General features: G+C 49.9%; 7 protein-coding genes. 6 read left to right on the plus strand and 1 reads right to left on the minus strand.

The window, feature by feature from the left end; all coding sequences use genetic code 11:
- Positions 1-108: 108 nt before the first annotated feature.
- Positions 109-999, minus strand: coding sequence for an SDR family oxidoreductase (locus ACOMG9_RS04380; RefSeq protein WP_448215933.1), 891 nt, complete (start codon positions 997-999; stop codon positions 109-111).
- A gap of 227 nt (positions 1,000-1,226) precedes the next feature.
- Here ACOMG9_RS04380 and ACOMG9_RS04385 point away from each other — a divergent pair, with 227 nt between their 5' ends.
- From ACOMG9_RS04385 to ACOMG9_RS04410, 6 genes are all read left to right on the plus strand, one after another.
- Positions 1,227-2,981 carry a hypothetical protein gene (locus ACOMG9_RS04385; protein WP_494529845.1) on the plus strand — a complete coding sequence of 585 codons (1,755 nt, stop codon included), beginning with the start codon at positions 1,227-1,229 and terminating at the stop codon, positions 2,979-2,981.
- 60 nt (positions 2,982-3,041) lie between these two features.
- Positions 3,042-3,248, plus strand: coding sequence for a hypothetical protein (locus tag ACOMG9_RS04390; RefSeq protein ID WP_448215935.1), 207 nt, complete (start codon positions 3,042-3,044; stop codon positions 3,246-3,248).
- Positions 3,249-3,542: 294 nt separating this feature from the next.
- The gene (locus ACOMG9_RS04395) at positions 3,543-6,596 is read left to right on the plus strand and encodes a hypothetical protein (protein WP_494529846.1); all 3,054 of its coding nucleotides are present in this window, start codon (positions 3,543-3,545) and stop codon (positions 6,594-6,596) included.
- 254 nt (positions 6,597-6,850) lie between these two features.
- A complete protein-coding gene (locus ACOMG9_RS04400) occupies positions 6,851-9,205 on the plus strand; it encodes a hypothetical protein (protein ID WP_494529847.1) in 2,355 nt (784 codons plus the stop codon).
- A 272-nt stretch (positions 9,206-9,477) separates the two neighbouring features.
- On the plus strand, positions 9,478-11,619 hold the full coding sequence (locus ACOMG9_RS04405) for a hypothetical protein (RefSeq protein ID WP_448215938.1): 2,142 nt from the start codon (positions 9,478-9,480) through the stop codon (positions 11,617-11,619).
- A 322-nt stretch (positions 11,620-11,941) separates the two neighbouring features.
- Entirely contained in the window at positions 11,942-14,413 is a 2,472-nt protein-coding gene (locus ACOMG9_RS04410; RefSeq protein WP_494529848.1) for a hypothetical protein, read from the plus strand.
- Positions 14,414-14,638 lie beyond the last annotated feature (225 nt).

The following is a 14,638-nucleotide window of genomic DNA, read 5'->3' on the forward strand; positions in this document are numbered from 1 at the left end:
TGGAAAAGAATGAAAGGCCCGATTACCTTTAACAACCTAACAACTTTGAAACCAGCAAGCCCGGCTTGCAGGGCAAGCCTCTTGTGCTATTTTTCAATCCCCCGTCGTTTACGGTGGATAAGATGTCAGCTCACATACTTCACGGACAATACGGGCCACAGCACTTCTCCATGGGCGGGCATGTACGCCAAAAGTGTTCAGCACCTTATTGGAAGATAGGGTGCCATTGGCGGGAGGTTTGATGCCTTCCCTGGATTCGATGTTGGCCATGATCAGCTTTCGGACGCTCAGGTCGCGATGCTGGGAAGCCTCAGCAATAAGAATTTCGGCGAAGTTGCTTTCAGAAACCGACTCTGTGGTGGAGTAGTGGTAAGTGCCCCAGGTCTGGGCGCCACAATCGAGTTGTTGAACCATGGCGATAATAATCCGGGCAGCATCGTCAGCCGGTGTCGGGCAACCCAGCTGGTCCGGAGTTACATAGACTTCCTTGTTAACCAGCATCTGTTCCGCCAGTCTTCTAAGCATGTTGGGACGACGCGCACTGATGATCCACGACAGACGCAGAATGATATGCCGCTCACAGCGTTCACGGATTTGTTGCTCCGCCTGAAGCCTGCTGTTACCGAGAACACCGATGGGGTTGGTAGGATCTTTTTCGTTATAAGGTTCCTGCTTGGTACCGTCAAATACCCTGTAACTTGACAGCTGAAACAGAATAATGCCTTGACGCTGGCAGCAGTCTGCCAATTCTGCAACGGCGTCTCTGTTGATACTGAAACAGCGGGAAGGCTCATTCTCGGCCTTGACCGGATTGTTATAGGCCGCAGCATTGATGACCAGATCTGGCTGGTGGCGGTTGAGACAGCTCTGAATCTGATCGGGCCTGGATAAGTCCAGTTCCGTTCTGTCCGGCGCGTGCCAGGGAATACCTTTCTCTGTCAGTCTTTTGCAGACTTCATGGCCGACCTGGCCGGTTTGACCGATGACCAGTACTTTCATACTTGGATTCCAATATCACAGGCTTAATGATTAAAAGGCTATTGAAGCACGAATAGCTGTCCAGGGGCACAGGCGTTTGAGTGTTTTGTCAGAAAACATGTTTGTTTTCCTGATCTATCCTTCCTCTCTGTAAACCGGAATGCAGGGATAGAATTATTAAACACTCACCCTTTGCGACACTGCTGTCACTGCTACTGTCGTTGTCTGTTATCTGTCAGGCCGGATCGTTGACAAGACGTTTTGTTGTTGAGCTTGAACGGGATGCAGGCTCCCCAGAACAAAACTTTTCTATAAAACGTGACTGGCATACGTTGCCAGGTAACCCATCAGATATTGTCCACATAAACGACTATGCAGAACCCGATTTGTCACCTGATAAAAAACGACATAGTTCATCTGGTTATGGAATAGAAAAGACCATCATTGAGTCGATTTCGTGGCAATGGCTTTACGCTTCGAATCTGCTGATTGCTTACGAACTGTTCGTTACCACAAAAGTGCCCCCCATGAGCGCCGAGCTTTGTCTATGGCTGCCTTTGGAAGTGCCTGTCGCTGTTGCCTGGCTTTTAAAAAACTATTGGAAGCCTCATACACAGCTGTTTAGCCTAATTGAACAACAGGCGACATCTTTGTTGACACGGTGGGGGCACCGGTTTGCAACCATCTCCGCAGTGTTTGGCTCTGGAGAGAACCCACCACAATACCAGTCTTCGGAATCATCCGGCCAGCCAGCTTCAAAAGCCACCCTGCCGCCTATAAGCCCTTTTGTCAGACCCCTTAATAATGACTATAACGGTGGAAACGGAGGCGATCAGCAACACCAGCACACCTTGGGTTTAAATTGTTTTATTCATCCCTGTCATGGCTTTTGTCAATTGCAGCCTTTGTCCGAAAGTAGCGAGCCTGCTGAATGGCCCCTGAACACCCTGGAAGGCTCATGCGTTCACCTGGCTACCGGACACTGCTCAAGTTGCATGAGGCATTTTGATCTTGCATATGCCGGGGAGTCCCATCAAAACCCTTTTTTCAATAAATTGCATTATCTTTCTGGCATTCAGCTCCCGTTCGAATCTGAGCCACCCTTTGATGGCATTGATGGCATTGATGGCATTGATGGCATTGATGGCATTGATGGTCACCTTACAGACTTAATTCAGAATGCCATTGACGCTAACGGATCATTCAATAATGATGTGCCAATGCTCAGACATTCGTCTTCCATTGCTAATGATTTGGCGGTCATCAATGGATCACTCGATCTACAGCGTCTTTTCAAAAAAGACCAGCTGGCCTTTACGCTTACCCCCTCAGAAACACAACAAAACTCCTCTAAGTCATCCCAATTGGATCAGAGACAACCTCATCTTTCACGGACAGGCAGAGCGCAGGCTAAAGCCTGCAGTGCTAAAAAAGTCTGTGAGGTGACCCTGATCGGGGAGGGCGGCCAGCAGCGGCCATGCGGAAAGCTTTACAAAGATGCTAAGGCCCTGATAAATCACAAAAGCAAATGCCATACCGGGCAACGAACCTGTGAAGTGATTGTGGTCGGGGAGGACGGCCAGCAACGGCCATGCGGGAATGTCTGCAAGAATGCTAAAGCCCTGATGAATCATAAAAGAGGCAAACACTCCGGGCAACGAACCTGCGCAGTGGTTATGTTTGGGGAGGGTGGCCAGCAGCGACCCTGCGGGAAGGTCTTTAAGAGCTCTGGAGCTCTGTCGGACCACAAAAGTAAATACCACAGCGGGCAACAAACCTGTAATGTGATCGCGATCGGGGAGGATGGTCAGCAGCGGCCATGCGGGCGGCTCTGCAAGAATACCAGTGCACTGAGATATCACAAAATTAAATACCACAGCAGGCAAGAAGCCTGTGAAGTGAGCGTGGTCGGGGAGGATGGTCTGCAGCGGCCATGCGGGAAGGTCTGTAAGAGTGCTGCTGTCTTGTCGGATCACAAAAGTAAATACCACACCGGGCAATAAAACAGTAAAGTGATCGTATTCGGGGAGGATTTTCAGTGGCAGCTATGCAGGAAAGTCTGCATGAATGCCAGAGTTATGTCGTATCACAAAAAAATCGCCCACAGACAGCAACAACACTGTAACCTGACCGTTGTCGATGATGGCCAGCAACAGTCGTCCGGGATGCTCTGCAAAAAAACTCAAGCTCTATCAGATCACAAAAGAAGAGACCGAAAACGCAAGCATGCTTTGGGCGAGGAGGATGAACTCAGTCCTTCTGCAGATTAAGTGAATAAGTGTGATTACCAGGGGAAGCTAACGGACTGATACCTGTCAATGCCCCGGAAGCTTGTCGGACTTAAGCGTCCTCGTTACGGGATCGCCCGGGTGCGCTATTCCCGCTCAGACTCGCAGGGGGCACAGGAGTACGATTTTTGAGCGGTTTGACAGAAAACATGTTTATTTTCTTGATCTATCCTTCCTCTCTGTAAACCGGAATGCAGAGATAGAATTATTAAGCACTCACTCTTTGCGGTAATGTTGCTGCTACTGTCGTTGTCTGTCATCTGTCAGGCAGGATCGTTGACAAGACGTTTTGTTGTGGAGATTGAACGGGATGCAGGCTCCCCAAAACAAAATTTTTCTATAAAGCACGGCTGGCATACGTTGTCGGGCAACCCATCAGATATTGCCCACATAAATGACTATGCAGAATCAGATTTGCCAACTGATAAAAAACGACATAGGACTCATGGTTATGGAATAGAAAAGACCATCATTGAGTCGATTTCATGGCAATGGCTTTACGCTTCGAATCTGCTGATTGCTTACGAACTGTTCGTTACCACAAAATTGACACCCATGGGCGCCGAGCCTTATTCATGGCTGCCTTTGGAATTGCCTGTCGCTGTTGCCTGGCTTTTAAAAAACTATTGGAAGCCTGATACACGGCTGTTTAGCCCTATTGAACAACAGGCGACATCTATGTTGACACGAGAGAATCACCGGTTTGCGGCCATCACAGCAGTGTTTGGCTCCGCAGAGAACTCACCACAATACCAGTCGTCAGAATCATCCGGCCAGCAAGCCTCAAAAGCCAGCCTGCCGTCTATAAGCTCTTTTGTCAGACCCCTGAATAATGACTATAGCGGCGGAAACGGAGGCGAACAGCAACACCTGCACACTTTGGGTTTAAATTGTTTCATTCATCCCTGTCATGGCTTTTGTCATTTGCACCCCTTGCCCGAGAGCACAGAGCCCGCTGAATTGCCCCTGAATACCCTCGAAAGTTCATGCGTTCACTTGGCTACCGGACACTGCTCAGGTTGCATGAATCATTTTGATCCTGCATATGTTACGGAGTCCCGTCAAAAACCTTTTTTCAATTCATTGAATGATCTTTCTGACATTCAGTTCCCATTCGATTCTGAGCTACCCTTTGATGACATTGATGATAATGTTGCAGACTTAATCCAGAATGCCATTGACGCTAATGAGTCACTTGATGGTGATGTGCCAATGCTCAGGCATCTGCCTTTCATTGCTGATGATTCAATGGTCATCAATGGGTCACTCGATCTGCAGCGTCTTTTCAAAGAAGACGAGCTGGCCTTTACGCTTACCCCTTCAGAAACACAACAAACCACCTCTAAATCATCCCAATTGACTCAGAGACAACCTCATCTTTCCCGGGCAAGCGCAGCACAGGCTAAAGCCGACAGCACTCAAAGTGTCTGTGAGTTGACCGTGGTCGGGCAGGACGGCCAGCAGCGACCATGCGGGAGGGTCTTTAAGAGTGATCGAGTCCTGGTGAATCACAAAAGCAAATGCCATACCGGGAAAAAAGTTTGTGGCCTGACCTTGGTCGGGGAGGACGGCCAGCAGCGGCCATGCCGGAAGGTCTGCAAGGATGCCAGATCCTTATCGACGCACAAAAGCACATACCACACCGAGCAAAAAGTCTGTGGCCTGACCGTGGTCGGGGAGGACGGCCAGCAGCGGCCATGCGGAAAGCTTTGCAAGAATGCTAAAGTCCTGACGGATCATAAAAGTAGATACCACAGAGGGCAACGAACCTGTGAATTGATTGTGTTCGGGAAGGATGGTCAGCAGGGGCCATGCGGAAAGCTCTTCAAGAGTGCTCAAGCCCTGTTGAATCACAGAAGAGGAGAACACACCGAGCGACAATCCTGTGAAGTGATCATGTTCACGGAGGATGGCCAACAGCGACCATGTGGGAAGGTCTTTAAGAACGCCAGAGCCCTTTCGGACCACAAAAGTAAATTCCACAGCGGGCAAGAAGCCTGTAAAGTGAGCGTGGTTGGGGAGGATGGTCAGCGGCGGTCATGCGGGCAGCTGTGTAAGAATGTCAGAGCGCTGATATATCACAAAATTCACTACCATGGCAGGCAAGAACTCTGTAAAGTGGGCGTGGTCGGAGAGGATGGTCGCCAGCGGCCATGCGGGCAGATCTGTATGAATGCCAGAGACCTGTCGAGACATAAAGGCACATGCCACACCAGACAACAAACCTGTGACTTAACCGTTATCGGGGAGGACGGCCAGCAGCGGCCATGCGGAAAGCTTTGCAAGAGTTCTTCATCCCTGAAGACTCATAAAAGAAGCGAACACTCCGGGCAACAAATCTGCGAAGTGATCATGTTTGAAGAGGATGGCCAGCAGCGACCATGCGGTAAGGTCCTTAAGAATATCAGAGCCCTCTGGAACCACAAAAGTAAATACCACAGCGGGCAACGAACCTGTAAAGTGATCGTGTCCGGGGAGGATGGTCAGCAGCGGCCATGCGGGAAACTCTGCAAGAATGCTAATTACCTGTTATATCACAAAAGTAAATACCACAGCCGTCAAAAAACCTGTGAAGTGATCCTCTTTGGCGAGGATGGTCAGCAGCGACCATGCGGGAAGGTCTTTAAGAGTGCTGCAACCCTGTCGAACCACAAAGTTGAATACCACAGAGTGCAACAAACCTGTAAAGTGACCGTGGTCGGGGAGGATGGTCAGCAGCGGTTATGTGGGCAGCTCTGCAAGAATGCCAGAGCACTGGCATACCACAAAATTAAATACCACGGCAAGCAAGAAACCTGTAAAGTGAACGTCTTCAGGGAGGATGGTCAGCAGCGGCCATGCGGGCAGCTCTGCATGAATGCTCAAGCCCTGTCGAGACACAAAAGCAGATGCCACACCGGGGAGCAAACCTGTGACTCAACCAAGATAGGGGAGGATGGCCAGCAGCGACCCTGCGGGAAGGTCTGTAAAAGTGCTGCTGCCTTGTCGGATCACAAAAGTAAATACCACTGCGGGCAGCAAAGCTGTAAAGTGAGCCTGGTTGGGGAGGATGGTCAGCAGCAGCCATGCGGGAAAGTCTGCAAGAATGCCAAAGCTCTGTTGAGACACAAAAGAAACGCCCACAGAGAGCAACAACACTGTAAACTGACCATAATCGAGGATGGCCAGCAGCAGTCGTCAGGGGAGGTCTGCAAAAAACCTGAAGTTCTATCAGATCACGAAAGAAAAGGTCGAAAACGCAAGCCTGCTGATCTGGTCGAGGACGATGAACTCAGTCCTCCGAGAGGTAAAGTGAATAAGTTTAATTACCAGTGGAAGCTGACGGACTAATACCTGTCAACGCCCAGGGAGCTTATCGGGCTTAAGCGTCCTCTATACAGAGTCGCCCGCGCTATTCCCGTTCAGACTCCCAGGGGGGACAGGAGTATGATGTTTGAGCGTTTTAGCAGAAGCCAGGTTTATTTCCCTGATCTATCCTTCCTCTCTGTAAACCGGAATGCAGAGATAGAATTATTAAACACCCACCCTTTGCGACGCTGCTGTCACTGCTACTGTCGTTGTCTGTCATCTGTCAGGCCGGATCGTTGACAAGACGTTTTATTGTCGAGCTTGAACAGGATGCAGGCTCCCCAAAACAAAACTCTTCTGTAAAACGTGACTGGCATACGTTGTCGGGCAACCCATCAGATGTTGCCCACATAAACGACTATGAAGAACCATATTTGCCACCTGATAAAAGACGACATAGTTCATCTTGTTATGGAATGGAAAAGACCAGCATTGAGTCGATTTCGTGGCAATGGCTTTACGCTTCGAATCTGCTGATTGCTTATGGACTGTTCGTTACCACAAAAGTGACCCTCATGAGTGACGAGCCTTATTTATGGCTGCCTTTGGAAGTGCCTGTCGCTGTTGCCTGGCTTTTTAAAAACTATTGGAAGCCTGATATACGGCTGTTTAGCCCAATTGAACAACAGGCGACATCTTTGTTGATACGCTGGGGGGAACGGCTTGCAACCATCATCACTGTGTTTGGTTCTGGAGAGAACTCACCACAATACCAGTCGTCAGAATCATCCAGCCAGCAAGCCACAAAAGCCACACTGCCGTCTATAAGCTCTTTTATCAGGCCCCTGAATAATGACTATAGCGGCGGAAATGGAGGCGATCAGCAACACCAGCACACCCTGGGTTTAAATTGTTTTATTCATCCCTGTCATGGCTTTTGTCAATTGCAGCCCCTGTCCGATAGCAGCAGGCCCGCTGAATGGCCACTGAATACCATGGAAAGCTCATGCGTTCACCAGACTACTGGACACTGCTCAAGTTGTATGAGGCATTTTGATCCTGAATATGCTGCGGAGTTCCGTCAAAACCCTCTTATCAATACATTGCATGAACTTTCTGACATTCAGCTCCTATTGGATTCTGATCCACTATTTGGTGGCAGTGATGGTAACCTCACAGACTTAATCCATGATGCCATTGACGCTCCCGGGTCACTCAATGATGATGTGCCAATGCTCGGGCATCTGTCTTCCATTGCCGATGATATTGCGGTCATTAATGGGTCACTCGATCTAGAGCATCTTTTCAAAGAAGACGAGCAGGCCTTTACGCTTAGCCCTTCAGAAATACAACAAACCACCGCTGAGTCATCCGAATTGGCGCAAAGCCAACCTCATCTTTCCCGGACAGGCGCAGTAAAGGCTAAAGCCGAAAGAGCTCAAAAAGCCTGTGAGGTGACCGTGGTCGGGGAGGACGGCCAGCAGCGGCCATGCGGGAAGTTCTTTAAGAGTGATGGAGCCCTGGCGAATCACAAGAGCAAATACCATACCGGGCAAAAAGTCTGTGGTCAGAGCGTGGTCGGGGAGGATGGCCAGCAGCGACCATGCGGTAAGGTCCTTAAGAACATTAAAGCCCTCTGGGGCCACAAAAGTAAATGCCACAGCGGGCAACAAACCTGTAAAGTGATCGTGTTCGTGGAGGGTGGTCAGCAGCGGCCATGCGGGTGGCTCTGCAAGAATGCCAGTGCACTGAATTATCACAAAACTAAATACCACAGCGTGCAACAAACCTGTGAAGTGACTGTAGTCGGGGAGGATGGTCAGCAGCGACCATGCGGGAAGGTCTGTAAGAATGCTGGAGTCCTGTCGAGCCATAAAAGTGAATACCACAGAGGGCAACAAATCTGTAAAGTGACCGTGGTCGGGGAGGATGGTCAACAGCGGCCATGCGGGAAGCTCTGCAAGAATGTTAAGACCCTCTCGAATCACAAAAACACATGGCACACCGGGCAAAAAACCTGTGTCTTGATTATGGTCGGGGAGGATGGTCAGCAGCGACCATGCGGGAAGGTCTGTAAGAATACCGTAGCCCTGTTAGACCACAAAAGTAATTACCACAGCGGGCAAGAAGCCTGTAAAGTGAACCTGCTCGGGGATGATGGTCAGCAGCGGCCATGCGGGCGGCTCTGCAAGAATGCCAGAGCACTGAGATATCACAAAATTAAACACCACAGCAGGCAAGAATCCTGTACAGTGAACGTGTTCAGGGAGGATGGTCAGCAGCGACCATGCGGGCAGCTCTGCATCAATGCTCATGCCCTGTCGATCCACAAAAGCATATGCCACACCGGGGAACAAACCTGTGACTCAACCGTGATAGGGAAGGATGGCCAGCAGCGACCATGCAGGAAAGTCTGCAAGAATGCTAAAGCCCTGTCGAATCACAAAACAAAAGTCCACAGCAAGCAACAACACTGGCAGCTAACCGTAATCGAGGATGGTCGACAGACGGTCTGCAAAAAACCTCAAGTTCTATCAAATCACAAAAGAAGAGATCGAAAACGCAAGCATCCTGTGGGCGAGGACGATGAACTCAGTCCTCCTGCAGATAAAGTGAATAAGTGTGATTACCAGGGGAAGCTGACGGACTGATATCTATCAACGCTCCGGGAGCTTATCGGACTTAAGTGTCCTCTGCACGGGGTCGCCTGGACGGGGTCGCCTGGATGCGCTATTTTTTGTCAGACTGCCAGTAAGCATAGGAGCAGGATTTTTGAGGCTTTTGACAGAAAACATATTTATTTTCTTGATCTATCCTTCCTCTCTGTAAACCGGAATGCAGAGATAGAATTATTAAACACTCACCCTTTGCGGCACTGTTGGCACTGCTACTGTCGTTGTCTGTCATCTGTCAGGCCGGATCGTTGACAAGACGCTTAATTGTCGAGCTTGAACGGGATGCAGACTCGCCAAAACAAAACTTTTCTATAAAGCGTGACTGGCGTACGTTGTCGGGCAACCCACCAGATGTTGCCCACATAAACGACTATTCAGAACCAGATTTGCCACCTGTTAAAAAACGACACAGTTTATATGGTTATGTCATAGAAAAGACCATCATTGAGTCGATTTCGTGGCAATGGCTTTACGCTTCGAATCTGTTGATTGCTTACGAACTGTTCGTTACCACAAAGGTGGCTCCCATGAGCGCCGCCCTTTATTTATGGCTGTCTTTGGAAGTGTCTGTCGCTGTTGCCTTGCTTTTAAAAAACTATTGGAGGCGCGATACACGGCTGTTTAGCCCGATTGAACAACAGGCGGCATCTATTATGCTGACACGTTGGGAGTACCGGTTTGCAACCATCACCGCAGTGTTTGGCTCTGGAGAGAACTCACTACAATACCAGTCGTCAGAATCATCCAGTCAGCAAGCCCCAAAAGCCACCCTAACGCTTATAAGCTCTTTTATTAACCCTCTGAATGATGACTATAGCGGCGGAAACGGAGGCGATCAGCAACACCTGCACACTTTGGGTTTAAATTGTTTCATTCATCCCTGTTATGGCTTTTGTCAATTGCAACCCTTATCCTTCGGTAAGCCCGCTGAATGGCCCCTGAATACCCTGAAAAGCTCATGTGTCCACCTGGCTACTGGACACTGCCCAGGTTGCATGAAGCATTTTGATCCTGCATATGTTGAGGAGTCCTGTCAAAATCCTTTTTTCAATACATTGCATGATCTTTCTGATATTCACCTCCCGCTCGAGCTTGAGCCAACATTTGAAGGCATTGATGATCACCTTACAGGCTTAGTCCAGAATACCATTGACGCTAACGGGTTACTCAATGATGATGTGCCAACGCCCGGGCATCTGTCTTCCAGTGCTGATGATTTTGCGATCATTAATAGGTCACTCGATCTACAGCGTCTTCCTAAAGAAGATGAGCCTGCCTTTAAGCTTAAACATTCAGAAACACAACAAACCACCTCTAAGTCATCCCGATTGGATCAGAGCCTACCTCATCTTTCCCGGACAGACGCAGCGCAAGCTAAAGCTGACAGCGCCCAGAAAACCTGTGAAGTGATCGTGTCAGGGAAGGACGGCCAGCAGCGGCCATGCGGGAAGGTCTTTAAGAGTGTTCGAGCTCTGGGGAATCACAAAAGCAAGTGCCACACCGGGCAAAAAGTCTGCGGTCTGAGCGTGGTCGGGAAAGACGGTGAGCAGCGGCCATGCGGGATGGTCTTCAAGAATGTTGGATCACTGGAGAATCACAAAAGCAGATACCACACGGGGCAAAAAACCTGTGACCTGACCGTGGTCGGGGAGGACGGCCAGCAGCGGCCATGCGAGAAGGTCTATAAGAATGCTCGAGCCCTGTGGAGTCACAAAAGCAAATGCCACACCGGGCAAAAAGTCTGTGATCTGATCGAAGTCCGCAAGGACGGCCAGCAGCGGCCATGCGGGATGGTCTTCAAGAATGCTGGATCACTGGAGAATCACAAAAGCAGATACCACACGGGGCAAAAAACCTGTGACCTGACCGTTGTCGAGGAGGACGGCCAGCAGCGGCCGTGCGGGATGGTTAGCAAGAATGCTGGCGCCCTGGCGAATCACAAAATCAAATGCCACACCGGGCAAAAAGTCTGTGATCTGACCAAAGTCGCGAAGGACGGCCAGCAGCGGCCATGTGGAAAGCTTTGCCAGAATGCTAAAGCCCTGGCGGATCACAAAGGTAAATACCACAGAGGGCAAAAAGCTTGTGCAATGATCGTGGTCGGGGAGGATGGTCAGCGGCGACAATGCGGGAAACCCTTCATGAATGCTAACAGCCTGTTATATCACAAAAGAAGAGAACACTCCGGGCAACGAACCTGTGAAGTGATCGTGTTCGGGGAGGATGGCCAGCAGCTGTCGTCTGGGACGGCCTGCAAAAAACCTCAAACCCTTTCCTGCAACAAAAGAAGAGATCGAAAACGCAAGCCTGCTTTGGGCGAGAACGATGAACTCAGTCCTCCGGGAGGTAAAGTGAATAAGCGTGATTATCAGGGGAAGATGACGGACTGATACCTGAACGCCTCTGGAGCTTATCGGGCTTAAGCGTCCTCTGTGGTCGCCTGGATGGGGTCGCCTAGATGGGGTCGCCTAGATGGGGTCGCCTAGATGGGGTCGCCTAGATGGGGTCGCCTGGATGCGCTATTCCCAGTCATACTCCCAAGGGGCACAGGAGTATGATTTTTGAGCGTTTTGGCAGAAAACATGTTTATTTTCTTGATCTATCCTTCCTTTCTGTAAACCGGAATGCAGAGATAGAATTATTAAGCACTCACCCTTTGCAGCACTGCTGTCACTGCTACTGTCGTTGTCTGTTATCTGTCAGGCCGGATCGTTGACAAGACGCTTTATTGTAGAGTTTGAACGAGATGCAGGCTCCCCAAAACAAAACTTTTCTATAAAACCCGACTGGCATACGTTGTCGGCCAACCCATCAGATATTGCCCACACAAACGACTATGCAGAAGCAGATTTGCCACCTGATAAAAAACGACATAGTTCATCTGGTTATGGAACAGAAAAGACCATCATTGAGTCGATTTCCTGGCAATGGCTTTATGCTTCGAATCTGCTGATTGCTTACGAACTGTTCGTTACCACAAAAGTGGCTCCCATGAACACCGACCCTTATTTATGGCTGCCTTTGGAAGCGCTTGTCGCGTTTGCCTGGCTTTTAAAAAACTATTGGAGGCCTGATATGCGGCTGTCTGGCCCGATCGAACAACAGGCAACATCTATGATGACACGGGTGGATCACCGGTTTGCAACCATCACCGCAGTGTTTGGCTCCACAGAGAACTCACCAGGATACCAGTCGTCAGAATCATCCAGTCAGCCAGCCCCAAAAGCCACACTGTCGCTTATGAGCTCTTTTATTAGCCCCCTGAATAATGACTATAACGGGGGAAACGGAGGCCATCAGCAACAGCTGCACACTTTGGGTTTAAATTGTTTCGTCCATCCCTGTCATGGCTTTTGTCGATTGTACACCGTATCCGGTAGCAGTGAGCCTGCTGAATGGCCCCGGAATACCCTGGAAAGCGCATGCGTTCACGTCGCTATTGGATACTGTTCAAGTTGCATGAGGCATTTTGATAAAGCATATGCTGGGGATTCCAGTCAAAACCCTCTTTTCAAAACATTGAATGATCTTTCTGACATTCAGCTCCCATTCGATTCTGATCCACTATTTGATGGTCACCTTACAGGCTTAATCCAGAATACCATTGACGCTACCGGGTCACTCAATGATGATGTGCCAATGGTCGGGCACTTGTCTTCTATTGCTGATGATTTTGCGGTCATTAATAGGTCGCTCGATCAACAGCGTCTTCTGAAAGAAGACGAGGTTGCCTTTACGCTTAACCCTTTAGAGACACAACAAACCACCTCCAAGTCATCCCAATTGGATCGCCAACCTCATCTTTCCCGAACAGGTGCAGTAAAAGCCAAAGCCGACACTAGTCAAAAAACCTGTGAGTTGACCGTGGTCGGACAGGACGGCCTGCAACGGCCGTGTGGCATGGTCTACAAGAATGCCAGATACCTGGCGAATCACAAAAGCAAATGCCACACCGGGCAAAAAGTCTGTGAGCTGACCCTGGTTGGGGAGGACGGCCAGCAGCGGCCATGCAGGAAGGTCTTTAAGAGTGCCGGAGCCCTGTCGAATCACAAAAGCAAATACCACCGCGGTCAAAAAAACTGTTACCTGGAAGTGGTCGGGGAGGACGGCCAGCAGCGGCCATGCGGGAAGATCTTCAAGAACGCAGGAGCCTTATCGAATCACAAAAAAAGTGGAGAACACTCAGGGCAACGAATCTGTGAAGTGATCCTGGTCGGGGAGGATGGCCAGCAGCGGCCATGCGGGAAGCCCGCCAAGAGTGTTAGAGCTCTGTCGGATCACAAAAATAAATACCACAGAGGGCAACGGACCTGCGAAGTGATCGTGTTCGGAGAGGATGGCCAGCAGCGGCCGTGCGGTGAGCTCTTCGAGAATGCCAGAACCCTGATAGATCACAAAAGAGAAGAACACTCCGTGCTACAAACCTGTGAGGTGATGGTGGCCGGGGAGGATGGTCAGCTGCAGCCATGCGGGAAACTCTGCAAGAATTCTATAGTCCTGGCAAACCACAGAAGAGGAAAACACTCCGGGCAACAAACTTGTAAAGTGATCGTGTTCGGGGAGGATGGTCAACAGCGGCCATGCGGGAAGCTCTACAAGAATGCTAAAGCCCTATCGGATCACAAAAGTAAATACCACAGAGGGCAACAAACCTGTGAAGTGATCATGTTTGCTGAGGATGGCCAGCAGCGACCATGCGGGAAGGTCTTCAAGAGCGCTGGAGCCCTGTCGGATCACAAAAGAAAATACCACAGCGGGCAACAAAGCTGCAAAGTGATGGTATTCGGGGAGGATGGCCAGCAGCGATCATGCGGGAAGGTCTATAAGAGTGCTCTAGCCTTGTCAGAACACAAAAGCAAATACCACAGCGGGCTACGAAGCTGTAAAGTGATCGTGGTCGGTGCGGACGGTCAGCAGCAGCCATGCGGGAAACTCTGCAAGAATGCCAGAGTCATGTGGCATCACAAAAGAAAGGCCCACAAAGAGAAACAAAACCGTAACCTGACCTTAATCGAGGATGGCCAGCAACGGTCGTCCGGGTCCGCCTGCAAAAAACCTCAAACCCTGTCGTATCACAAAAGAAGAGATCGAAAACGCCAGCCTGCTTTGGGCGAGGACGCTGAACTCAGTCCTCCGGGAGGTAAAGTGAGTAAGCGTGATTATCAGGGGAAGCTGACGGATTGATACCTGAACGCCCCTGGAGCTTATCGGGCTTAAGCGTCCTCTGTGGTCGCCTGGATGGGGTCGCCTGGATGCGCTATTCCCAGTCATACTCCCAAGGGGCACAGGAGTATGATTTTTGAGCGTTTTGGCAGAAAACATGTTTATTTTCTTGATCTATCCTTCCTTTCTGTAAACCGGAATGCAGAGATAGAATTATTAAGCACTCACCCTTTGCAGCACTGCTGT

This window comes from Endozoicomonas sp. PH6C (genome assembly GCF_059322965.1).

Bases quoted from the DNA above. Each gene is read 5' to 3' on its own strand.
- ACOMG9_RS04380 (WP_448215933.1), bottom strand. From the start codon at position 999: ATGAAAGTACTGGTCATCGGTCAAACCGGCCAGGTCGGCCATGAAGTC.
- ACOMG9_RS04390 (WP_448215935.1), top strand. From the start codon at position 3,042: ATGAATGCCAGAGTTATGTCGTATCACAAAAAAATCGCCCACAGACAG.